Genomic DNA, 23,825 nt, shown 5'->3' on the forward strand with positions numbered 1-23,825 from the left:
CTGATATTTAGTAAAAGCGCGAATACTTTCTTTAGAAAATAATCCACCTACATATTGTGTACCTGATGCTGCCCCCTCTTTCCTGATTGCTTCGAAAGAGCAAGGAAATTGAATCGAAGGGCACATAGTTATTCTGATGCAACTTATACACATTATTCACTAGAAGGGCTGTTATGGAGTGTTTATAAGGGCACGTTAGTATAAGAGTAATAGGTTCATGTTTAATGATTAATAAAGTGCAAAAGGATGGGAGTGTGATTTTCTTCTAACAATAAGGGGTATTCTGCGGAGTGGTTGTCTGCCTATTCTAAATCTTGTATAGATCTAAAATAGGCAGCTAGTTTTTTAGTTAACGCGCGTGATAATAAGCTTCTTTTAAACGATCAGCATTGTCGTAAATATACGCACTACTTAAACGGTTATTATTATAAAAAGCACTATCAAGGTTATAAAACCTCTGAGTGGTGTCACCACTGCCGGGTGTTAACCTGTTATGGTCTTTTCCTACCAATGTATTCACGGAATATCGCCACTTAGGCTTACCTCGTACTTGGAAGTATTTATTATTGTAATCTTTACGTGGCGTTAGCGGTATTGAGAAGCCAAGACCAACGAATTGATTAGCTTCTTCATTATCAACTTTAGTATCTTTGTATGTAAGGTTAAGCGTAACGTCACCAAACATTCTTTCTAATTTAACCACTACACCTTTATCTTGTTGCCAATATTGTCCTACTTGTACTTCTGCAGATGCGTCGAAGTGTGCGTTGTAATATAGGTACTTAGCAATAACAACATCTCGTTCAGTTGCCTCAGGTTCTTTCCAACAAGCTGGAAATAAAATATTGCAACCGTCATAATATTCTCTTTCAGGTGTTTCTTGGTTTTCGTATCTTGCTGCAAATAGATTGACTTTATGACTGCCACCATAACTTTGCCAGCGAACTTCATTAGAGTAGTAATCCCAAGTCTCTCTATACCTTCCTACAGATGACATATTCTTAACCGAATAGGGTAATGAAAAGGTCTGATGGAAGCTATATTCTTTTAGCCCAGTTGTTTGTTTATCATCAGCAAAATATTCACCATCTTCGAAGTCTTTTGTTTCAGCTATTTGTTTTGTGTGTTGGGCGGTTACTGCGGCACCAGGCCATAACGGTACCTCAAGATGGCTAATCAACGCTACAGAGGCATCAAAAACGCCAAATTCAGTACCAACTCTTGTTACTAGTCCAGGCCAAAAAGTAAGACGAGGTTTAAACCAAATACTATTCGAATCTTGTAGATCTGCGGTAGTATCTCTTCGCTGGCTAGCAAAAGTATCGGTAGATATATCAAGTTTTAATGGTTGATTATCTCGAAGAAACCCATCATATTCGGCTAAATTACCTTTAACGACTAGAATAGGGACCTCGCGCTCTTTAAGTACTAACTTAAAGTGGGAGTAGTTCTGTTGAATATGTTTGCTGAGAATACCCAGAACAACACCTAAACCATCTATCTGGTTGCGGTTATAAACATGATTTTCTAATTCTAAGTACACGGTATTTTGGTCAGCCTCACCAATTTTAATTGACTCAAAGCCCTCTTTCGCTAGTAATTCTTGTACTTGTAGTCGTTCAACTACACCTGAGCGGTTAGCATCGGTCGGTTTGATGTCATCCATACTGATGTTATTTTCGCGATACAGTGATGAATTATTCGTGTCGTTAACATCTAGAGGGATAGTTAATCCTAGGCCATAGTAAAAATCATCTTTAAGTTCTTCATTGGTACTTGAGATAAGTATGTCAGTCGTTAATTGAATGCCACTACTTAACCAGCTTTTAGGAGAAGATAAATGCAAGCCTAATTGTGTGTCGGCAGCATCGTATTCTGCAGAGAGTTTCACCCATTGGTAGGGTTGCCAGGCAATACCAGCAAAAACACCATCAAGACGTCCTTGATTTGAATCACTTTGTCCCATACCGAGGGAAATATTAATGTCTTCAAATAGGTTTTTTGATGCTACAGCATACTTAGCGTCAAAGAAGTTGGCAGCACCACCGACATCTTGCATGCCAACCGCTAAGCTAAACCAATCCTTGGGAATAAACGGAATGCCGATTTTAATGTTTGCAGATAAGTCGGTTAAACCATTGCCACCATCAGTATCTTGGTATTCAGCTAACCGGCCTGAAACTTCAACATACTCCCACAAACCTACGCCAAAGTTATAATTATCACCATTTCTATAGCCATCTCTTGTTTCAACTTGATTACCATATTGAAAATAAAATTTACCTTCATCAAATAAAGTAGCCGTTGGGGTGTTTATTAAACCACTGTAGCCTTGAAAAGACATAGTTGCCTCAGGCTCAGCAGTAACAGTAATAGCAGGTAGCAAAGCCAAAACGAATACAGCGCTTCATTTAAATAAATCCTAGCAAGTGAATTAGTAAATAAGTGGAAAGAATGAAAGTTTTAATGAAAAAAAACCCGCCAAATAGGCGGGTTTTATTAATCTATTAAAATATTAATAGATTAGCCTTCACCACCAGTACCACCAGTACCGCCAGTTCCGTCGATAATGTCACCAACAATATCACCAAGAGCGTCTTCATCAAGTTCAGTAGGAACTTCAGCTACAGGAATAGCAATACCAGTATCAGCTACTATTTCAGCCGCAATTGCATCTATTTCATCAGCAATTTGTGCTTGAGTTTCGTTGATAGTCGCTAGGGCTGCAGCAGTATCACCACTACCTAAGTCTGCTTCAGGGTCAGCTAGTATAGCAACTGTAACTTCTTCAACAGCAGCTAAGTATTCGTTAATTTCATCTGCTAAAGATGAACCATCTGCAACTTCTAAACTTGATAAAGATGCATTAATAAGTGTCAATGTTGCAAGCGTTTCATCTTCCGTAGATACTTCGCTTGTGTTTGATGCATCAACAATATTTAAAGAAAATAGGTTTGTTTCTGAAAGATCTACACCTAAAACAGCACCAACAATTTCAGAAGCATCCTCTTGGATTGCTAAGAAATCTTCGGCTGTAATTGTTGCTAAATCCAGTGGAGAACCAGCAATACTAGCTGAGGCTAAAATAGAATCGGTTGCCATTGTAGTTAATGAATTCACATCGGCGTCAATTGCTGAACCGTCTGAATAAGCAACAGTAGACAAGGTTAAACCTAGTAGTGTATCAGTTGCAATAGGGTTACCAAATGTAATCTCTCCACAGAGTGTAGCATCGCATATCATCGTTGTGTCAGTATCTGCAACAACTTCAACGATGAATGCACCCGTAATAGCAGCACCTGTATCATCAACGACCTTCACTGTATAATCGCCACTTGCATCAGTTTGTGCTGTAGCAAGTACAGTGGTTTTTTCCGTATCGCTTGCAGCATAAACATTAACCGTAGCTAAAGCTAAAACACCTTTAACTGCTCCACCAGAAATATCTAATTCTGTTGGTACTACTGGAATTGGGTCTGGATCTGGTGTGGTAGTTTTTGAATCATTGTGACAAGCGGTTAAAGCCAAAGCGATACTAGCAGCTAATGCTGTGCGAACTATTGTTTTCATTTTAAATTACCCTATAAAGTATATAAAGAAGTGTCGATTATTACTAAGAATTCCGTGTATTACACAAAGTCTGTTGTATTTTCTTGATATTAGATGATGCGTGTAATTTATACAAGCTAATTCATGTCACGAATAGCAGGTTTATTCTTGTATTTTTGTATAACTACAAGCCATATAAGCGTAGTACATAGTTAGATATTTTTAGATATTATTATTGGTGTAGAGTAATTTATTTTTTTGATCGTATTTTTCTAATCGACAGGGTTGAGCGCATAGTTTATTGTACTGGTCATACCACGGTGTACGAACCACAATCCATTAAGTAAAGTTAAGGTCGCTTATATGAACCCAACCAATATTAATAAACGAATAGAAGTTACCATAACCAATAATATTGCTCATGTAATGCTTAATCGGGCTGAAAAGCATAACGCTTTAGATATATCGATGTTTTATGCTATCAGAAAGACAATCAAGGACTTAAAGCATGATCGTTCAATACGTGCTGTGATTGTTGAAGGCAAGGGCATGGATTTTTGTACTGGTCTTGATATTAAATCGGTAATGGCTTCAACAAAGGCACCACTGGCATTGCTTTTTAAGTGGCTACCTTGGAATGCTAATCTGGCTCAATATGTTTCAACAGGATGGCGTGATATAGCTGCCCCTGTCATTATGGTTATTCATGGTCGCTGTTGGGGAGGCGGTTTACAAATCGCTTTAGGAGGCGATTTTAGAATAGCGACACCAGACGCTTCATTTTCTATTATGGAATCTCGGTGGGGCTTAATCCCTGATATGGGGGGAACACTGGCGTTAAAGGAACTACTTAATTTAGATATCGCAAAAGAACTTGCCATGACAGGTGAAATTATTGATGGGTCTAAGGCACTTGAAAAGGGCTTAGTTACCCATATAGATGCAGAGCCTTATGAAAGAGCATTAAAACTGGCGCAACGGATCTGTCAGCAGTCACCTGATTCGATTGCCGCGACCAAAAAGCTATATAATAAAAGTTGGTGGAGTAAACCCGGGTTAGCACTTGCTCGAGAGTCTTATTATCAAGTTAAGATTTTACTTGGTAAAAACAGATCAATTAAAACTTACAATGAAACCCACCCAGATGAAAAAGCGAAAGATTTCCGTAACAGACAAAACTGGTAACGCTCTGCTTTATATAGCTGACTTTGTAAAACTCATCTAATAGTGAGTTTTAGCTGGCATCCAAACTACAAGACAATGGATCTTCGATCAGACACTTCGAAGATGACGTAAACAGTTTACTCCTTGCCTACAACATCGACATGTCATCATGTTTCTCCGTTACTGTCCGTATTTTTTCATACGGACAGTAACGGACATATCCAGTGTCCGTTCGGACACTCAATCATACCCAATGTGAAATAACTCCTTTAATTACAGTTGATTAAGAAAGTGAATTTTCTGGCATTGATTCTGCAACACTAGATCATGGTTAGATAATTAAGAAGAAAGTCATGATTGAAGGCACAAGTGGGCAGGATAAGCTGGTAGAAAATACCAAAAAAATAGCAGTAAAGAAAATAATGCTGAGTATATCGTTGCTATTTGGTCTGTCTTATATTGCTTTTCCGACGTTATCCCAGTGGTATTCTTCGATACCGAGCGTTGATAGTAAAAGCATTAAAGTAGATACCGTGATTAGAGGTGATCTCATTCGTGATGTTGTTGTTTCGGGTAAAGCCGTCGCGGCAAATGCTCCACAACTTTATAATACTGAAATTGGCAAAATTACCCTGTTAGCTAAACCCGGCGAGGCGGTTGAAAAAAATCAAATCGTCGCTCGCTTAGTTAGCCCTGAATTAGACTCACTTATTAAGTTGCAACAATCTACATTAGAGCAGTTAAGCATTAATGCTAACCGTGGCGTCTTAGCGGATAAAGAAGCGCAGCTTGATCTTGAAAGTAATATGAATACAGCACAATCAAGGTTGAATGTTGCGAAGCGTGAATTTCAGCGTGCAGAAATATCATATGCTAAACAAATTATCAGTGAAGTTGATTGGTTGAAAAGCCAAGATGCCGTGTCAGATGCAACACGTTTATTTGAACATGCTAAAAAACGCGTATCGTTTGCGATAGAGCGATTACGCTTTGAAAAGAAGCATAGAGAATTTTTAGTTCAAAAAGAAAAACTTATCCTAGAAGAATTATCACGTCGTTATGATGCTCTCGCTATTAAAGCACCAGTAAGTGGTGTTGTTGGTAACTGGTTGGTGGCGCAAAAAAACACTATTGCAGCGAACACACCGATTATGACCATTGTCGATTTGTCTGAATATGAAGCCGAATTGAGTGTGCCAGAGTTTTACGCGGATGACTTAGGTATTGGCCTTGAAGTTTCAATGAAAATTTCAGGGGTTTCAATACGTGGCGAAATAATTGCTATTTCACCTGAGGTTAAAGGTAATCAAGTAATCGTAAGAGCTAAAATTAAAAATTCAAATAACATTCAGTTAAGACAGAACCAGCGAATTAATGCTCGGATAGAATTTGAGAAAAAAGAAGACGTACTTATGGTTAAGCGCGGTGCTTTTATGGGGTCGTTAGGTGGTAAGTTTATCTTCAAACTTGTAGAAGATAATTATGCCAACAAAATAGCGATCACCACAGGAACAAGCAGCGTTGAGTATATCGAAATAACCTCAGGCCTTGAGGCTGGTCAGCAAGTTATTACTTCGGATTACCAAGACTTTAATAATGCAGAACAGGTTTATCTAGGTGGTTAGTCGCTATGACGACCATAACAGTCATAAATAACTAAATAACTAAATAACTAAATAAATTAAAGAAGTCTCGCTTAGCGAATAAAACTTCAACTAAAGCTTAAGGAAAATACCATGCTTAATATGAACAACATTTCTAGAATATATCAAAGTGACACCATTCAAACACATGCACTAAGAGACTTCTCCTTAAATGTAAAAGCAGGAGAGTTTGTTGCGGTAACGGGACCTTCTGGCTCTGGGAAATCTACTTTCCTTAATGTCGCGGGATTATTAGATAACTTCGATCGTGGCCAATATGAACTAGACGGCGTTAGTGTACAGGGTCTAAAAGACGATGAATTATCACGATTAAGAAATGAAAAAATAGGCTTTATCTTCCAAAACTATAACCTTATACCTGATTACAGTATTTTTGATAATGTTGATATGCCACTGCGTTATCGTGGTTTCAGTGCAAGTGAACGCAAACGTCGCGTTGAAGAAGCACTTGAAAAAGTAGGTTTAGTGTCAAGACTTAAATATCTACCAAGTCAATTGTCCGGGGGACAGCAACAGCGCGTCGCCATCGCTAGAGCACTTGCAGGTGAACCGAAAATATTATTAGCGGATGAACCGACAGGTAACCTTGATTCATTAATGGCGCGTCAAGTGATGGAAATATTGCATGACCTTAACAAAGGTGGCGCAACTATAATTATGGTAACTCATGATCCAGACCAAGCACGCGAAGTGAATCGCAATGTGCAAGTGATTGATGGCCAGCTTGCAGACTTTAAAATTTATGCACCACTAGAAAAACCTGTTGATAGCTCAGGGAAAACTATCTCTGCTGCGGTAAATGAGGAGATGGCTGATGCGTAGCAACAGCATGTTTACTTATAACCTATCGCTAGCGATGCAGAGCTTTAAGCGCGCACCCTCGTTATACTTTTTAGTCGTGCTAACTTTGTCGATTGGTGTTGGGTTGCTTTGTGCCAACTTAGCCTTGGTAAATTCAATGGCAAGTGATCCTATTCCTGAAAAAAGCGAAGAACTGTTTCATGTAAGTATGAACACATGGCCTAATGATGATCCCCAAGCTGAACCTTTTCATATATTACGTTATCGTGAGGCGATGAAAATAGTCGCTTCTGATATTCCCAAAAATAGTGCCGTTTTTTATGCCTCAGGTGTTTATGCACGAGATTCTGCTTCACTAAGCTTGAAACGTTTTGATTCAAGTGTCCGTGCTACCACCCCTGGTTTTTTTGCCTTAACCAATGCTCCTTTTGCTTACGGTAGCGGTTTTATAAAAAGCTCAGGTATGGAAGTAGTGATTGGTCATGAATTAAACCAAAAGATTTTTTCCGGTGAAAACAGTGTTGGTAAAGTGCTAGAGCTAGATGGTGAATTGTTAACTATTGTTGGTGTATTAAAACCATGGAATTTACGTCCTTTATTTTACCACGCTACCGAAGGGCGCGCCTTTAACTTAACCGATGACATTTATGCTCCTTTAGAAACATCGATAGATTTAGGTTGGTCAATTCATGCACGTAGTTCTTCGACAGTGAGTTACAAAGGGGTAAAATTTACTCGTGATCGCGATGTTTTCTATTTACAAGCTTGGGTCGAGTTAGAAAACTCGGCACAAAAACAAGCCTTTCAATACTATTTAGATAATTACAGCCAATCGTTGAAAGAGGTAGGTGAACATCCTTTAGCCATTCGTAATGAATTACGTGATGTGAATGCGTGGCTGTTAGAACAGAATATTGTTGACCAAAAAGTACTAGCTTTCACTTTAGCCTCAGTATTATTCCTTTGTGTATGCGTCTTCAATGCCAGCAGTTTGTTGTTGTCACGTTTTCATTCGGCAAAATTTGAAGTGGGTTTACGCCGTGCTATTGGCGCTAGTAATAAGCATATACTGGTGCAAGGGATCACAGAAAGTGCATTGTTAGGTGTTATTGCTGGTCTGTTATCTTTATTACTTAGTTGGCTCTTCCTAAAACTATCAACCAAGTTTTTACCTGACTTAGAAAATTTAGCCGTTTTAGAGCCTAAGTTACTATTATTAGGTGTGTTATTAGCGTTAGTTACTGCGGTTTTTAGTGCTTTATATCCGTTATATCGTGCTAATCGTTACACTATTTCAGCCGAATTAAAATAAGGAATACGCATGAATTTTACTACATTGAACATAAAGGGATTAATTAAGTCCTTATTATTACGTAAATTCACCACAGGATTGCTGATATTACAACTCGCTATCACACTCGGATTATTGGTGAATAGCGCTATTTTAGCCTTTGATACGCGCGAAAAGATGTCGCAACCAACGGGGTTAGATGATGAGAATATTTTAATCGTCTCTACTCACCCAACGTCAGGTAGTTATCGTGATTTAGACTATTATCGTTCTATAGTAAATGAAGATTTAGCTAAATTAAATCAATTGCCTGGGGTGAATAGTGTTTCTATAACAAACCAATTACCGATCCGAGGGCGGGGCATGTTGAGTAATACACATGATATAGACAACCCTGAACAGGAGAAAACTGATAAATATTTACAAGATGTAAAATATACTTTAGCAGATGAAAATTTAGCGGAAGCCATGGGGTTTACAATAGTAGAAGGGCGCTTTTTAAATGAAAGTGATGAGCTAGATTTTGACAGTGAAGCAAAAAATAATATTGTTATTACTGAGTCACTAAAGAAAGGCCTTTATGGTGACGAGTCTGCTGTAGGACGTGAAACCAATAATGGTATTATTGTTGGTGTGATTAAAGATATCATGCTTGATCCAACACTACCGCGTGATAAGCAATACGGCTTATTTATGAACACTATGATGAAATATATTTTTATTGGTCGATTCTACGTACTCAATGTTGAACCGGGTCAAATGGCGAATGTACGTAATCAAGTGACTGATACTATTTTAGCAGTACAAGCTGAGCGTGATATTTTTGATATATTTACTATGTCGGAGCACTTAAAAAGCTTTTATCGTGATGACCAAGGTTTATCTGACTTGTTCCTATTATTGTGTGGCTTAATGCTATTTGTTACTGCTATCAGTAGTTATGCTTATTCTCAGTTTCATATTTCACGACAAAAGAAATTTATAGGTATTCGTCGTGCTTTAGGTGCGCGTAAAAAAGATATATTACTGTATGTGTTAACTGAAAACTGGTTGGTTTATAGCATTGGTTGTTTGTTGGGAGTATTCGTCGCCATTGGTTTTAATATTTTGCTCAGCCAACATATTAGCTTAAGTAAACCTGATATGATGTTGTTTGTATTGGCTACAGCGGTAATATTTATTTCAGGTACTGTTGCAACTTGGTTTCCTGCTTACCATACCAGTAATATCTCGCCTGTCATTGCAACACGAACTGTGTAGGCGTGATTTTAATCACGTAGGTTTTGTAATAAAGCACGAATGAATTTCCCCCTACGGGGCAGTCGTCATCTTCGAGGTTTCTTGTCGAAGATCTAGTTTTTTATTTTTGGATTCAAGATAAAGTGCATTCTGGATTCCCGATCAGACAACTCGGGAATGACGGTGGTGTAGCTGGTATGATGATAAACTAGGATATTTAGCAAGGTTACTTTAAAGGAACAAAATGCCGCAAATATTAGTTGTTGATGATAACCCCGATATACTTGAAGCCCTTGAGTTATTGTTAAGCTTGCATGGCTACACAGTTTTAACAGCTGAAAATGAAAAAGCAGCGTTATTGGCGGTATCTCACCAACGTGTTGACTTAGTTATTCAAGATATGAATTTTGCCCAAGGTATCACTTCAGGTAAGGAAGGGACGTCACTCTTTAATGCCTTAAAAGCACTCAACAAAGATTTACCGATAATCTTAATGACAGCATGGACTCAACTTGAGACGGCTATATCTTTAGTGAAGGGCGGCGCTACTGACTACCTGCAAAAACCTTGGGACGATGTCAAACTGCTAGCGTTGGTAGAAGAATATAGCCAAAACGTTGAAACCAGCCAAAGTAAGAGTAATCAAGGTAATAATAAAAATCAAAAGCCGGCGGATGATTTCATCTATCAAAGCCAAGAAATGCATTCCCTGATATCTCAAGCGACGAAAGTAGCCGTTGCCAACGTCAATGTTTTAATTACCGGAGCTAACGGTGCAGGTAAAGAAAAACTTGCTGACTTTATTCATCAACAATCACCACGTCATAATCATGCCTTTATAAAAGTGAATATGGGCGCCTTACCTCATGAATTGATGGAAGCTGAGCTATTTGGTGCTGAAAAAGGAGCGTTTACTGGTGCGAATCAGGCCCGGATTGGACGTTTTGAAGCGGCGGACAACGGTACTTTGTTTTTAGATGAAATTGCCAACTTACCCTTGTCTGGGCAAATGAAATTACTCAGGGTATTGCAAACTGGTGAATTTGAACGCTTAGGCTCTAACACCACATTAAAAGTAGATGTGAGAGTACTCAGTGCTACCAATGCAGATTTACGCTTAGCTGTGCGACAAGGCACATTTCGAGAAGACTTATATTATCGATTAAATGTTATCGAGCTAAACTTACCTGACTTAGCACAGCGAAAAGCAGATATTGTCCCGTTAGCACTATATTTCATCGGTAGTGACTACTCACTAAGTGATCAAGCTATAGACGTGTTAACTGGCCACCCATGGCCGGGAAATGTCCGTGAATTAGAGAATGCCTGTAAGCGCGCGTTAGTTTTTGCTAATAACAATATCTTAACAGCAAGTGATTTTCAATTGGCTTCGGGTCAATCTGAATCCGAGTCAGCAGTGGATGAAAAGCAACACATTGAGCAGGTATTGATTAAGCACAATGGTGTTATTAAACATACCGCCGCTGAGTTGGGATTAAGCCGACAAGCGTTATACCGTCGTATAGAAAAATATCAAATTGATGTGTAGGCGGATTTTAATCGCGCAGGTTTTGTAATAAAGCGCGAATGAACTCCCGAAGTAATAAAGCGCGAACAAGTTCCCGCCTACAGGGGCGTCGTCATCTTCGAGTGCACTTGTCGAAGATCCAGCTCTTGACGTTTGCATTTATTAAAACTGTGCAGGCGTGATGCGTGTTAATGTAGGCGGGATTTTAATCGCGCAGGTTTTGCAATAAAGCGCAAATAAATTCCCGAAGCAAGAAAGCGCGAACAGGAGAATGTGCGTCCTGCATTCTCTAATAAGCAGCATCCATGCAGCGTAAGTTCCCGCCTACAGGGGCGTCGTCATCTTCGAGTGCTCTTATCGAAGATCCAGCTCTTGACGTTTGTATTTACTAAAACTGTGTAGGCGTGATGCGTGTTAATGTAGGCGGGATTTTAATCGCGCAGGTTTTGTAATACAGCGCGAATAAATTCCCGAAGCAAGAAAGCGCGAACAAGTTCCCGCCTACAGGGGCGTCGTCATCTTCGAGTGCTCCTATCGAAGATCCAGCTCTTGACGTTTGTATTTACTAAAGCGATGTAGGTGTGATGCGTGTTAATGTAGGCGGGATTTTAATCGCGCAGGTTTTGTAATAAAGCGGGAATAAATTCCCGAAGTAAGAAAGCGCGAACAGGAGAATGTGCGTCCTGCATTCTCTAATAAGCAGCATCCATGCAGCGTAAGTTCCCGCCTACAGAGAGTCGTCATCTTCGAGTGCACTTGTCGAAGATCCAGTTTTTAAGTTAGTAGAGTAACTATGTTAATCGTACAACTCATTTTCATCAATATTGCTTTTATCATTAGCTTTTTGCTTCTATTGCCTAGCTCACCTTGGTTATTCGCTATAAGTTCAATACTGCTGATTTTTTTAGCGGTTATGCGCTATCAATATTACCATCGACAAACCCACCAAATATTACAAACGTTATTACATGGGTTACGTAACCTACAAGACGGTGACTTCTCAATTAGCTTGGCAGATAATGGTGCGAATAAAAGTCAGAGTCAATCTGAAGTATTAGCACTCTTTAATCAAGTGACCGACAAACTAAGGCTAGAAAAGCAGTCGCTCTATCAGCGTGAGTTATTGTTAGATAAAGTGGTTAATGCGTCTGATGTGGTGACTGTGTTAGTTAATCACAGAGATACTATTATCTTTGCTAATCGTGCTGCGGAGTACTTTTTTAATCAAAAAAGCATGCTGGGCATGTCTTGGGCAACGTTATTAGACGAGAAACTACCTGAACTAATCCCACACAATGATAAAGACAATGCCATTATTCAATTACTGTTAGCTGGCGTTAATTATGGAAGTAATGATGCCGAGGTAAAAGATAGCGCTAAAACAGAGCAGAGTTGGCATTTATCTCGTCACCAATTAAAGTTACATGGCAGTCGCCATCAATTAACCTTACTTAAACCCATCACTCAAGCTATGCATCAACAAGAGTTACAAACATGGAAGAAAGTAATACGGGTTATTAATCACGAACTGAATAACTCTATCGCCCCGATTAGTTCTATGTGTCATAGCGGTAATATACTGGCAGAACGTTTAAATGAACCACAACTCATTAGAGTGTTCGCGACTATTTCTAAGCGGATAAATAAATTAGCAGAATTTATTCAAAGTTACAGTCAGCTGGCGCGGTTATCTCAACCGAAAAAGCAGCCGTTTGATTTAATAAAAACTCTGAAACAATTACAAGAGTTGTATCACTTCACCCTGAGTTGCCAGCAAACTAGCTTGATATTCCCAGGTGATGAAAGTCAGATTGAACAGCTGCTAATAAACCTACTTAAAAATGCTCAACAAGCATGCCAAGAAAAACCTTGTGCTGTGAACGTAATTAGTCAGCAGGGGATATTAACTCTAACCGTAAGAGATTATGGAACCGGAATGCCAGTAGAAGTATTACCAAAAGCCTTCTTACCTTACTATTCAACGAAAGCAGATGGCAGCGGTATTGGTTTAAGCATTTGCCGAGAGATTAGCGATGGTCATCAGGGTCAAATTACCTTAAATAACCACCCTGAAGGTGGCTTACAAGTAGAAGTACATTTACCCCACATAGTCACTTAATCGTGAATCCTGTTCTATTGCAGCCCTTGCATCTATGGATTCCGGCTTAAGTGACAACCGGAATGACGATAAATTGGTTTGTGGATCCCAATTAAAACGATTTCGCTATTATTTACATGCTACATCCTTTCAGTTGTCATTCCCGTAGTGTATTAATCGGACGGTACAGGAAGTACCTTATTAGATAATGCAGGACGCACATTATCCTGAATCCAGAGTCTAAAAAGTGATGGATCTTCGATCAGAGACTTCGAAGATGACGTTTACAGTAAGCTCTTGAGTTAACTACATAGGCATGTAAATTGCTTCGGTGGTTTGCGGAAATACACTACCTCAATTCTTCAGTTAATCAGTATGTTCCATCTCCTCAGCCGTCATTCCCGTGGTCACTTAATCGGGAATCCAGATTTTGCTTTGTTTTTTTTTATAGATGCCACTTATTAAATAATGCATGAGCAATTATCTTGAATCTATCGGCACAATAAAACTAAAAACTGGATTCCCGATCAGACATTTCGGGAATGACGGCGAAAGTGTGATACTAGCCAACCAACGTCATTCCGGTTGTCACTTAAGCCGGAATCCATTTACTTTCGAATACCAAACCAAACCAAACCAAACCAAACCAAACAGGTTACCTTTACCCTGAATTCAGTTGTTTTATTCGATTATTTAACTCTGAAATAACGAATTAAATATCTATCAATAGCATTCTATTAATCTCAATACTCACCATTTATTAACGGATATATTAAAAAGTTTTATCCGAATTATTTGTATAATTTGATTTTATGCTAACGAAGAGTATAATTAATAAAGTACTCAATTAAGTACGTTATTTATTATTTCGAATAGCAAGGTGATTTATGGCAGTTCAATCTATATTAGCTGAAAAAACAGTCTCGGTAACAGAGCTAAGGAAAAAGCCATGTGATTATTTTCTGGATGAGCCTGTTGCTGTGTTATCGAATAACAAAACTGCAGGTTATATGGTAAGTGCCGAACTTTATGAGCAAATGGTAGAGCTTATTGAATTACAGTCTAAAACATCTCGCTTTAGACCTTCAAATGCTCGACTAACTCAAATTGTAAAACATGGGGCTGAACTATTACTTGCTGCATCAGAAGATGAATTAGGCGATTTTTCAGAGTGATGAGAGTTTTTAAAAGTAGTATCATTCGTCAAATATTGACTGACAAAGAGTTAGATAGGTTGGTTGATGATTTCAAGAGTTATAAGTTTACAGGTAACGCCCCGGATCATTTTGGCCGTGATGTACTTTATGACCACCCTGATACCTTACCAGTAGTTTTGTCTGAAGAAGTTCGTCACATCCACTTAGGCAGTGAAGACAAACCATTAGCCCTAAGAAAGCTTCAGTTCTATCAAACCAGTGATATTCACCTAGTCTATTGCCAAGGCTCATTAAATGAAAATTGTTACCTTCTAATGACAATACTAACACCTGATGCGCATGAACAAGCAAGGTCGAGAGAAATGATGTTCAAACTTGGTATTATGGCTGAAAAATTTAGAAATAAGTTTTAGTTAAATAATAACAAGAGAAAGTTATTCCCCTGTTCTCTTCTCTTGACGTATCCTGGATGCACTTATTCGATAATGCCATTTTAATTTACTTGTACCTAATGTTGTACAAATCATACTTTTTAGTTAGACTTGTCCTATTAACTGTACAACTATCGAGGAGAGTACTATGAGAATTGTATCTTTTACTGAAGCAAGAAATGGGCTTAAATCTGTACTTGATCATGTCGTAAACGACGCTGATTATACAATCATTACACGTAGAGATGCTGAAGATGCTGTCGTCATGTCTATGGATCATTACAATAGCTTGATGGAAACAGTTCATTTATTAAAGTCACCAGCTAACGCAGCTCATTTAGCACGTTCTATTGAGCAATTTAAATCAGCTCAAGTGATTGAGCGAGAAACATTAAATGACTAGGTTGTTAGCTTGGACTGATGATGCATGGGCTGGCTATGTCTATTGGCAAGGGCAAGGTCTTAAGAAAGAGCAAAAGACGTTTAGAAGAGTTAATAAATTAATTACTGACACTAAGCGGTCTCCATTTGAGGGAATCGGAAAACCTGAGCCTCTAAAAGAAAATTTATCAGGTTTTTGGTCTAGGCGTGTAGATGAGTCAAATCGTCTCGTATATGCAGTTAATGACACTCATATCACTGTTATATCCTGCCGCTACCATTATTAATATTTTCTGCGCTCCTACATCTCAGCCGTCATTCCCGTGGTCACTTAATCGGGAATCCAGTTTTTGGTTTGTTCTTTTTACTCGATGCTGCTTATTAAAGAATGCAGGATGCACATTATCCTGAATCTAGTTCTTTGACAGCCCTGCATCTATGGATTCCAGCTTAAGTGACAACCGGAATAACGATCCCTCAGTCGTCATTCCCGTGGTTTAGTAGTGCTATAGAGTGAATTTCAACCGTATATGCCACAAAAGAAGAACCTACATTGTCATTACACAATCAAGCTAGACAAGTGTTGGTAACTTGCGTTACTATTCTGCGCTTATATGGCTTTAACTATTTAGGCTTCATAAATTGAGAATTCCCTTGTGTCGTTTAGATTCAAAGTATTGCTGAATACAGTATACAAGAAGATTTACTACTAAATAAAAACTATAAAAGTAAAGTGAGAACTGGACGAATTGTTAAAGTGTTATTTTGCACAGAACATCAAAAACATTAAAACGACACGGCAGTTGATCAAATTAGCGAAGGATTGAAGAACTACACAATGTTAAAATACTCTAAAGAATTGGTTGTCTCAGTATCATTATTGATACTGAGTGGTTGTAGTATGATCCCTGGTAGTCATATGGAAGGGGTAGATGTAGAACCTGAAACTTCTACGCTAGAGCAAGACTTATCAAACATAAATATCTCGGTTATTGACTCTGCACTTATCTCGCAATTAAAAGAAAGCCAACAAGTACACTCCCAAACTAAAAAACATAGCCCAATGATCACCGAAGGTTACGATTACGTTCTCGGTATCGGCGATTCATTGTCTATTGCGGTATGGGACCATCCAGAATTAACCATTCCTGCTGCCGTTCAACGTACTGCTCAGTTTGATGGCTTTAGAATACAACCTGATGGCACCATTACTTATGCTTATGCAGCCAATATTCCTGCTGCAGGTAAAACCATTAGAGAACTTCATGATACTTTAGTGACAAAATTAAGTGAAGTAATCGAAAACCCTCAACTAGATGTCAAAATAGTGGGCTTTAATAGTCAAAAAGCCTATGTAACCGGTGAAGTAAAAAATCCTGGTGTATTGCGCGTTACCGAAATTCCATTAACCTTAATTGATGCCCTTAACCAAGCTGGCGGATTAAGTGAAAGAGCCGATTGGCGTACGGTAAGTTTTACCCGTGATAATCAAACCGAAAATATCAGACTTGATGATTTTTATACTCGAGGCGATATATCGCAAAACCGTCTATTAAAACATGGCGACATAATTCATGTTAACCGCACCGATAACCAAAAAGTATTTGTACTCGGTGATGTAAGTAAAGCAGGCAGTATTGAAATAAATCGTTATGGTTTAAGCCTTGCTGAAGCATTAAGTGATGTTGGCGGTTTAAACGAACAAACAGCTAATGCGAATGGTGTTTTCGTTTTACGTAAACGCCCAGCTAATAAAGACGGTGTTATTGCTGATGTGTATCAACTGTATGCACAAAATGTAGTGGCACTGGTATTAGCAGACCAATTCAAATTACAGCCACGTGATATTGTTTATGTAACTACCGCACCTATTGCACGCTGGAATCGTTTAATCAGCCAACTTGTACCTACCATTACGGCACTTGAAAATATATCGACCATTAAGAATCAAGGGGCTTTCTTCTAATGGCTATGTTTAATTCCATTTTAGTCGTTTGTGCGGGTAATATTTGTCGAAGCCCTACCGGTGAATACCTTTTAAAAGACAAGCTAAAAGATAGTAAAGTAAAAGTATCTTCAGCAGGGTTAACGGCATTAGTCGGTAAAGGTGCTGAAGCAACAGCAACCAGTATCGCGTTAACTAATAATATTGATATGAGTGCTCATAAAGGTAGACAGTTAAGTTCAGCACTCATTGCTGAAAATGATTTAATCTTAGTGATGGAACAACGTCATCTAACGGACTTGTTAGGGCAGTACCCGCAAGCAAGAGGCAAAACCTTCTTATTAGGTAAATGGATTGATGATACTGAAATACCCGATCCTTACCGTCAAAGCCATGAAGCGTTTGACCATGTTTATCAATTGATTGATAAAGCATGTTCAGCTTGGACAAAATACCTTTAAGCTTATCGTTCCAAAAAGTAAAAAATAATAACAAACTAAGAACGATAAGTTTGAACAAAAATTAATTTATTAAAAGTTACTCTAAATATGTCAGTGAATGAAACGATAGCTCAACCAACAATACGTAATCAGCAGGCAAATAATGCTGCACCAGCGAATGAAATTGATTTAATGGCGCTATTTGGTGCATTACTCGATCGTAAATTCTTCATCTGTATTGTTACCGCTGTCTTTATGGTAGTAGGTGTTGCTATCGCCATTTTTTCTACGCCGATATATAAAGCAACGGCGATGATTCAAGTTGAAGAAAGTGGTGGCTCAGTACCCGGTTTAGACGACATGGCCGGCATGTTTGAAAGTAGCTCTAAATCAATAACAGAAATTGAATTATTAAAATCTCGCTCAGTGATTGGCGAAGCCGTTGATGCCTTGAAATTAGATATTGTTGCCAAGCCAAAATTATTCCCTGTAATTGGTGGTCGTAGCTTTAGAAAATTCAACCCAATTAAAACAGGTGATGTGGCCCAAGCCAGTTTTGGTGCATCAAGTTACGCTTGGGGTGGTGAAAAAATTGATGTCTTCCGTTTTGATGTACCTAAATACGCTATTAACCAAGAATACATAGTTCGAACGGGTGAAAATAACGCTTTCAAACTTATATCGGCTGATGACGTAGTGATTTTAGAAGGTAAAGTAGGCGAAGAACTCACTAATGGCATTTTCAGTATTACCCTTAAAGAATTAACGGCAAGAGCAGGCACTGAATTTACGGTTATGCGTAAAGATCGTTTAAATACCATTGTTGATTTACAAGCAGCCATTGGTGCTAGTGAAAAAGGTAAAGATTCGGGTATTGTTAATTTAAGCTTACAACATCAAACGCCTGCTTATGCTGAAAACGTATTAAACAAAGCCGCTGAAATATATGTCCGTAGAAATGTTGATCGAAATTCAGCAGAAGCTAAAAAATCACTCGATTTTTTAGAAGTACAACTGCCAGCAATAAAAAAACAACTAGAGCACTCTGAAGCGCTATTTAATGAATACCAAAAAAATCAACAATCAGTCAACATTACCTTAGAAACACAAGGCGTATTAGAGCAAATCGTAGAGCTTGATACCAAGTTACAAGAATTAGACTTAACGCGATTAGCCATGTCACGCAAATTCAAACGTAACCATCCTAATTACCAAGGTATTGTCGAACAAATATCTGCAGTGCAAAAACAACGTGATGCCTTAGCGACAAAAATTACTAACTTACCTGAAACGCAGCAAAAATTATTAGGCTTAACCCGTGACGTTGAAGTGGGTAATGAAATCTACATGATGTTGTTAGGTAAAGTACAAGAATTAGATATCGTCCGTGCCGGTACGGTCGGTAATGTACGTATCATTGATGTTGCTGAGGTTAATACGACCAAACCGGTAAAACCAAAAAAAGCACTCATTGTAGTCATGGCAACTATGCTAGGTGGCATGTTAGCGATAGCCATTGTACTCGTGCAAAAAGCGCTACATAAAGGCGTTGAAGACCCAAGTGAGATAGAAGCGATAGGTTTACCTGTTTATGCTAGCGTGCCACACTCTATGCATCAAGATAAACTAACCGGCATTCTTCAGAGTAAAAAGCGTAAAGCACAACATAGTGTTGATGTATTGGCGGTAGACAACCCAGCAGATCTTTCTATAGAAGCCCTACGTAGTTTACGAACCAGCTTACATTTTGCCATGATGGAAGCAAAAAATAATGTTATCGCCATTTCAGGCCCATCACCCGGAGTTGGTAAATCCTTTGTTTCAGCTAACTTAGGTGCTGTATTAGCGCAAAGTGGCCAGAAAGTATTAGTCATTGATGCGGATATGCGTAAAGGCTATTTACAAAAGAAGTTTGGCTTAACGGCAGAGAATGGTTTATCCGATTACTTATCAGGACAAAAAACACTTGAAGAAGTAACCAAAAAAAGCACGGTTGACGGTTTAGAGATTATCACTCGCGGGCAAGTACCACCAAACCCTTCAGAGTTACTTATGCATGCAAATTTCAGTAACTTAATTACAGCAATAAAAGCTAAATACGATATCATCATCATCGATACGCCACCAATTTTAGCGGTAACCGATCCTGCTATTGTCGGTGGTCATGCAGGTACTATGTTATTGGTTACCCGCTTTGGCCAAAATGATATAAAAGAAATTGATTACGCCCGTCAACGCTTTGAACAAAATGGCATAGATGTAAAAGGTGTGGTATTTAATGGTGTGGTCAAAAAAGCCAGCAACGCCTACGGCTATTACGGTTACTACAACTACGAATATAAATCAGATAAGTAACCTGTAGGCGGGAATTTATTCGCGCTTGGGGCTGAGTCCGTCATTCTCGAAGTGTCAGATCGAGAATCCAGGAAGACCTTATGTCATTCCTGTTTGTTTTATATTGTCATTACCGAAGTGTCTGATCGAGAATCCAGGAAGTCACTGATGTCATTTCCGAATTGTTTTGTAGGCGGGAATTTATTCGCGCTTTTTAAAACGATAAAACTTAATATGCGGACCTATTGGCAGGGAAAGAGAGTTTCGGCTTAAGTCCTTGTAAGTAGTCGATTATTAAATAAATACGGATGAGTTTCGAACATAAAATAGCGTCTCAATGATGACGGTTTTTGTCTCAGGCATAAATTAAACAATAGTTTAGATGTTGAATTAATTCAATATTTTATTGATGAATAGGAATGAAATAATACGGATGTTAGCCGAAAATACCTTTAAAACCATTGTTGCGTCAACGCCATTAGTCTCGATCGATTTACTGGTGCGAGATACCCAAGGTAACATTTTATTAGGAAAACGCCTAAATCGACCTGCACAAGGTGCATGGTTTGTGCCTGGTGGTAGAGTCTTAAAAGATGAACCCATTGAACAAGCCTATACGCGTTTACTCAAAATAGAGTTAGGCATGGATAAAACGTCTAGCTGCTTTAAAGGCGTCTATCAGCATTTTTATGAAGATAACTTTTCTGAAGAGCCTTTCACAACGCATTACGTAGTGTTAGCCTATGAAGTCATTTTTGCTGGTGATATCGCTTTATTACCCGTAGCGCAACATAACGACTATCGCTGGTTTTCTGAAATGGCGTTGTTAGCTCATGACGATGTCCATATTCATACCAAGTGGTATTTTCAAAAAGATAAGCAAGCTGATAACTTGATTACAAATTTAAAGTTAGGAATATAGATGATCACTCCTGTTATTATGGCCGGTGGCTCAGGCTCTCGCTTGTGGCCACTTAGTCGCTCGTTATACCCCAAGCAGTTTCTTGCCTTAACCGGTGAGCTAACCATGCTGCAGACAACGATACAACGTTTGTCTAACCTTGAAGTGAATGCACCTTTGGTTATTTGTAACGAAGAACATCGCTTTATCGTTGCCGAGCAGTTACGCGAGTTGGATATAACGGGCTCAATAATCCTAGAGCCAGTAGGTCGCAATACGGCCCCTGCCATTGCGTTGGCAGCTGAAGTAACTGTAGATGACAATGATCCATTATTACTTGTGTTAGCTGCAGATCACGTTATTCAAAATACCGACGCCTTTACTGATGCGGTTAAAAATGCGCTCCCTCTTGCCCAAGCAGGTAAACTGGTAACGTTCGGTATTGTACCGACACAAGCCCATACTGGTTACGGTTATATTAAGCGTGGCAACTCAGTGTCAGACTCAAGTGGCTATGATGTAAACGCCTTTGTAGAAAAGCCTGATCCGCAGACAGCGGCAAACTATGTAGAAAGTGGTGAGTATTACTGGAATAGCGGCATGTTTTTAATCAAAGCAAGCCGTTACTTACAAGAGCTACAAAAATATCGTCCTGAAATATTTAACGCATGTAAAAAAGCATTAGAGCATACCACGCATGATAACGATTTTGTTCGATTAGACGCCGAAGCGTTTGCACTATGTCCTGATGAGTCTGTTGATTATGCTGTAATGGAAAATACCACCGATGCGGTAGTCGTGCCATTAGATGCCGGCTGGAATGATATTGGCGCTTGGTCTGCTTTATGGGAAGTCAATGAGAAAGATGAAGAGGGTAATGCAACCTTCGGTGATACCATTTTACAAGACACAACCAACAGCTTAATTCATGGTGGCGAGCGACTTATAGCCACTGTCGGATTAGATAATGTGGTTATCGTTGATACCAAAGATGCTTTGTTGGTGGCGTGTAAAGATAAAGTACAAGATGTTAAGAAAATCGTTGAAAAACTCAAAGCTGAAAAACGCAGTGAATTTAAAGTTCACCGAGAAGTGTACCGCCCATGGGGTAAATACGATTCCATTGATAATGGCGAACGCTATCAAGTGAAACGTATAACCGTAAACCCAGGTGAAAAATTATCTAGTCAGATGCATCATCACAGAGCAGAGCATTGGATTGTTGTATCAGGCACAGCAAGCGTTACCAATGGCGAAAAAATATTTTTAGTCACAGAAAATGAATCAACTTATATCCCAATAGGCATTGTTCACGCCTTAGAAAACCCAGGTAAAGTACCCCTAGAGATGATTGAAGTGCAATCAGGCTCATATTTAGGCGAAGATGATATTGTACGTTTTGAAGACCGTTATGGTCGAGTATAAGCATTGATTATGTCAAACAAGTCAAATTTAGTAAGCGCTACGGTTATCGCACAAAGCGGTGTTTCTTTTGGCACAAGTGGTGCTCGCGGATTAGTGACCCAATTTACTCCTGATGTATGTTCAGCCTTTGCTGTTGCATTCATTGCGGGTATGAAACGCAACTTCAGCTTTAAAACGGTTGCTATCGCTATAGACAATCGCCCAAGCAGTTATGCGATGGCGCAAGCCTGTGCTATTGGGCTAAAACAACTGAACCTTAACGTTATTTATTATGGCGTAGTACCAACACCCGCGTTAGCTTATGTCGCACAAGAAGATAAAATCCCAGCCATTATGGTCACCGGTAGCCATATACCTTTTGATCGTAATGGACTTAAGTTTTACCGACCTGATGGTGAAATCAGCAAAGCTGATGAGAACGTTATTATTACTGAGCAAGTTGAATTTACATCACTTGCCGAATCAGCTGAACTAATAGTAAATAACCGCGCAGCAGAAGAATACATCACCCGTTATACCTCTTTATTTACCACACCTTTTTTAACAGGTAAACGCATTGGTATTTATGAGCATTCAAGTGCAGGGCGCGATTTATACTTCCGCATTTTTGAAACCCTTGGTGCGGAAGTTATCTCTTTAGAGCGTACTGATCACTTTGTACCTATCGATACTGAAGCAGTGTCAGAGCAAGACAAACAAAAAGCGATTAATTGGTCTAAAGAATTTAACCTAGATGCTGTATTTTCAACGGATGGCGATGGCGACCGCCCATTAATGTCAGACGAAAATGGCAATTGGCTTCGTGGTGATATTCTTGGCTTGTTAACTGGCGCAGCGTTAAATATTGAAGCGTTAGCAATCCCAGTGAGCTGTAATACAGCAGTTGAATTAAGTAACAAATTTTGCCATGTCGAGCGTACAAAAATAGGCTCACCTTATGTCATTGCAGAATTTTCAAATTTAAACAAAAAATTTAAATCCGTAGCTGGCTTTGAAGCTAATGGCGGCTTTCTGTTGGGTAGTGATCTGCAGCTCAATGGCAAAGCATTAAAGGCATTACCAACACGAGATGCAATATTACCAGCCATTATGCTACTATCTGCCGCAAATAAAGGTCTGATCTCAACATTAGTTGATGCATTGCCAAAACGTTATACCCACAGTGATCGCATTCAAAACTTTGTTACTGAAAAAAGCCAAACAATAATTGCACAGGGCAAACAAGATCCTAAAAAACTGTTAGCTCAAATAGGCTTTTCAAATGCAGAAATTAAAAATATAGATGATACAGACGGATTAAGAATTACGTTAGCAGATAATCGTATTGTCCATCTACGACCATCAGGTAATGCGCCAGAATTACGCTGCTATGCTGAAGCTGAAACTTATTTAAAGGCCAATGAATGTGTTATTACAAGTTTGAAGAATATTCAAGCATGTAATGTAATTGGCTAAAATTAAAAATTAAAAATTAAAA

Annotated in this window: 19 protein-coding genes; 17 read left to right on the forward strand and 2 right to left on the reverse strand. The window is 38.9% G+C overall.

From position 1 onward, the window contains the following. Window positions 1-349 precede the first annotated feature (349 nt). Together CXF85_RS08260 and CXF85_RS08265 are read right to left on the reverse strand one after the other, a co-directional pair. On the reverse strand, window positions 350-2,392 hold the full coding sequence (locus CXF85_RS08260) for a YjbH domain-containing protein (protein WP_232771131.1): 2,043 nt from the start codon (window positions 2,390-2,392) through the stop codon (window positions 350-352). Between the two features lie 131 nt (window positions 2,393-2,523). After that, window positions 2,524-3,570: a hypothetical protein gene (locus CXF85_RS08265; RefSeq protein WP_101228062.1), complete on the reverse strand. Its 1,047-nt coding sequence runs from the start codon at window positions 3,568-3,570 to the stop codon at window positions 2,524-2,526. 342 nt (window positions 3,571-3,912) lie between these two features. Here CXF85_RS08265 and CXF85_RS08270 point away from each other — a divergent pair, with 342 nt between their 5' ends. From CXF85_RS08270 to CXF85_RS08350, 17 genes are all read left to right on the forward strand, one after another. After that, on the forward strand, window positions 3,913-4,734 hold the full coding sequence (locus CXF85_RS08270; RefSeq protein ID WP_101228063.1) for a crotonase/enoyl-CoA hydratase family protein: 822 nt from the start codon (window positions 3,913-3,915) through the stop codon (window positions 4,732-4,734). A 332-nt stretch (window positions 4,735-5,066) separates the two neighbouring features. Then, entirely contained in the window at window positions 5,067-6,338 is a 1,272-nt protein-coding gene (locus CXF85_RS08275; protein WP_101228064.1) for an efflux RND transporter periplasmic adaptor subunit, read from the forward strand. Window positions 6,339-6,449: 111 nt separating this feature from the next. Then, a complete protein-coding gene (locus tag CXF85_RS08280; protein WP_101228065.1) occupies window positions 6,450-7,199 on the forward strand; it encodes an ABC transporter ATP-binding protein in 750 nt (249 codons plus the stop codon). Continuing rightward, the gene (locus CXF85_RS08285) at window positions 7,192-8,490 is read left to right on the forward strand and encodes an ABC transporter permease (protein WP_101228066.1); all 1,299 of its coding nucleotides are present in this window, start codon (window positions 7,192-7,194) and stop codon (window positions 8,488-8,490) included. The genes CXF85_RS08280 and CXF85_RS08285 overlap by 8 nt, the downstream gene beginning before the upstream one ends. A gap of 9 nt (window positions 8,491-8,499) precedes the next feature. Then, a complete protein-coding gene (locus tag CXF85_RS08290) occupies window positions 8,500-9,729 on the forward strand; it encodes an ABC transporter permease (RefSeq protein WP_101228067.1) in 1,230 nt (409 codons plus the stop codon). Between the two features lie 223 nt (window positions 9,730-9,952). Further along, window positions 9,953-11,257, forward strand: a complete 1,305-nt coding sequence (locus tag CXF85_RS08295; RefSeq protein ID WP_101228068.1) for a sigma-54-dependent transcriptional regulator — start codon at window positions 9,953-9,955, stop codon at window positions 11,255-11,257. Between the two features lie 772 nt (window positions 11,258-12,029). Then, on the forward strand, window positions 12,030-13,355 hold the full coding sequence (locus CXF85_RS08300; protein ID WP_101228069.1) for a sensor histidine kinase: 1,326 nt from the start codon (window positions 12,030-12,032) through the stop codon (window positions 13,353-13,355). Window positions 13,356-14,221: 866 nt separating this feature from the next. Next, a complete protein-coding gene (gene yafN / locus CXF85_RS08305) occupies window positions 14,222-14,509 on the forward strand; it encodes a type I toxin-antitoxin system antitoxin YafN (RefSeq protein ID WP_101228070.1) in 288 nt (95 codons plus the stop codon). Further along, window positions 14,509-14,904: a type II toxin-antitoxin system YafO family toxin gene (locus CXF85_RS08310; protein WP_198555562.1), complete on the forward strand. Its 396-nt coding sequence runs from the start codon at window positions 14,509-14,511 to the stop codon at window positions 14,902-14,904. Before yafN ends, CXF85_RS08310 begins: the two co-directional genes overlap by 1 nt. 166 nt (window positions 14,905-15,070) lie before the next feature. Next, window positions 15,071-15,325 carry a type II toxin-antitoxin system Phd/YefM family antitoxin gene (locus tag CXF85_RS08315; RefSeq protein WP_101228072.1) on the forward strand — a complete coding sequence of 85 codons (255 nt, stop codon included), beginning with the start codon at window positions 15,071-15,073 and terminating at the stop codon, window positions 15,323-15,325. Next, window positions 15,318-15,590, forward strand: a complete 273-nt coding sequence (locus CXF85_RS08320) for a Txe/YoeB family addiction module toxin (RefSeq protein ID WP_101228073.1) — start codon at window positions 15,318-15,320, stop codon at window positions 15,588-15,590. Before CXF85_RS08315 ends, CXF85_RS08320 begins: the two co-directional genes overlap by 8 nt. Before the next feature lie 551 nt (window positions 15,591-16,141). Next, window positions 16,142-17,269 (forward strand): polysaccharide export protein, encoded by a 1,128-nt coding sequence (locus CXF85_RS08325; protein ID WP_101228074.1) that lies wholly within the window; start codon window positions 16,142-16,144, stop codon window positions 17,267-17,269. Between the two features lie 5 nt (window positions 17,270-17,274). Continuing rightward, window positions 17,275-17,709: a low molecular weight protein-tyrosine-phosphatase gene (locus tag CXF85_RS08330; protein WP_198555568.1), complete on the forward strand. Its 435-nt coding sequence runs from the start codon at window positions 17,275-17,277 to the stop codon at window positions 17,707-17,709. Window positions 17,710-17,796: 87 nt separating this feature from the next. After that, window positions 17,797-20,043, forward strand: a complete 2,247-nt coding sequence (locus tag CXF85_RS08335) for a polysaccharide biosynthesis tyrosine autokinase (RefSeq protein ID WP_101228076.1) — start codon at window positions 17,797-17,799, stop codon at window positions 20,041-20,043. A 412-nt stretch (window positions 20,044-20,455) separates the two neighbouring features. Next, on the forward strand, window positions 20,456-20,944 hold the full coding sequence (locus CXF85_RS08340; protein WP_101228077.1) for a GDP-mannose mannosyl hydrolase: 489 nt from the start codon (window positions 20,456-20,458) through the stop codon (window positions 20,942-20,944). Continuing rightward, complete coding sequence (locus CXF85_RS08345; RefSeq protein ID WP_101228078.1) at window positions 20,945-22,348, forward strand: mannose-1-phosphate guanylyltransferase/mannose-6-phosphate isomerase; 1,404 nt, start codon at window positions 20,945-20,947, stop codon at window positions 22,346-22,348. A 9-nt stretch (window positions 22,349-22,357) separates the two neighbouring features. Beyond that, window positions 22,358-23,803, forward strand: coding sequence for a phosphomannomutase (locus tag CXF85_RS08350; protein WP_101228079.1), 1,446 nt, complete (start codon window positions 22,358-22,360; stop codon window positions 23,801-23,803). Window positions 23,804-23,825 lie beyond the last annotated feature (22 nt).

It is taken from the genome of Colwellia sp. 75C3, from assembly GCF_002836255.1.
In the GTDB taxonomy this organism is placed as follows: domain Bacteria; phylum Pseudomonadota; class Gammaproteobacteria; order Enterobacterales; family Alteromonadaceae; genus Colwellia.

What these genes read in the sequence shown, in the direction of transcription:
- CXF85_RS08265 (WP_101228062.1), bottom strand. Translation starts at nt 3,570, where the DNA reads ATGAAAACAATAGTTCGCACAGCATTAGCTGCTAGTATCGCTTTGGCT.
- CXF85_RS08270 (WP_101228063.1), top strand. Translation starts at nt 3,913, where the DNA reads ATGAACCCAACCAATATTAATAAACGAATAGAAGTTACCATAACCAAT.
- CXF85_RS08275 (WP_101228064.1), top strand. Translation starts at nt 5,067, where the DNA reads ATGATTGAAGGCACAAGTGGGCAGGATAAGCTGGTAGAAAATACCAAA.
- CXF85_RS08280 (WP_101228065.1), top strand. Translation starts at nt 6,450, where the DNA reads ATGCTTAATATGAACAACATTTCTAGAATATATCAAAGTGACACCATT.
- CXF85_RS08285 (WP_101228066.1), top strand. Translation starts at nt 7,192, where the DNA reads ATGCGTAGCAACAGCATGTTTACTTATAACCTATCGCTAGCGATGCAG.
- CXF85_RS08290 (WP_101228067.1), top strand. Translation starts at nt 8,500, where the DNA reads ATGAATTTTACTACATTGAACATAAAGGGATTAATTAAGTCCTTATTA.
- CXF85_RS08295 (WP_101228068.1), top strand. Translation starts at nt 9,953, where the DNA reads ATGCCGCAAATATTAGTTGTTGATGATAACCCCGATATACTTGAAGCC.
- CXF85_RS08300 (WP_101228069.1), top strand. Translation starts at nt 12,030, where the DNA reads ATGTTAATCGTACAACTCATTTTCATCAATATTGCTTTTATCATTAGC.
- yafN (WP_101228070.1), top strand. Translation starts at nt 14,222, where the DNA reads ATGGCAGTTCAATCTATATTAGCTGAAAAAACAGTCTCGGTAACAGAG.
- CXF85_RS08310 (WP_198555562.1), top strand. Translation starts at nt 14,509, where the DNA reads ATGAGAGTTTTTAAAAGTAGTATCATTCGTCAAATATTGACTGACAAA.
- CXF85_RS08315 (WP_101228072.1), top strand. Translation starts at nt 15,071, where the DNA reads ATGAGAATTGTATCTTTTACTGAAGCAAGAAATGGGCTTAAATCTGTA.
- CXF85_RS08320 (WP_101228073.1), top strand. Translation starts at nt 15,318, where the DNA reads ATGACTAGGTTGTTAGCTTGGACTGATGATGCATGGGCTGGCTATGTC.
- CXF85_RS08325 (WP_101228074.1), top strand. Translation starts at nt 16,142, where the DNA reads ATGTTAAAATACTCTAAAGAATTGGTTGTCTCAGTATCATTATTGATA.
- CXF85_RS08330 (WP_198555568.1), top strand. Translation starts at nt 17,275, where the DNA reads ATGTTTAATTCCATTTTAGTCGTTTGTGCGGGTAATATTTGTCGAAGC.
- CXF85_RS08335 (WP_101228076.1), top strand. Translation starts at nt 17,797, where the DNA reads ATGTCAGTGAATGAAACGATAGCTCAACCAACAATACGTAATCAGCAG.
- CXF85_RS08340 (WP_101228077.1), top strand. Translation starts at nt 20,456, where the DNA reads ATGTTAGCCGAAAATACCTTTAAAACCATTGTTGCGTCAACGCCATTA.
- CXF85_RS08345 (WP_101228078.1), top strand. Translation starts at nt 20,945, where the DNA reads ATGATCACTCCTGTTATTATGGCCGGTGGCTCAGGCTCTCGCTTGTGG.
- CXF85_RS08350 (WP_101228079.1), top strand. Translation starts at nt 22,358, where the DNA reads ATGTCAAACAAGTCAAATTTAGTAAGCGCTACGGTTATCGCACAAAGC.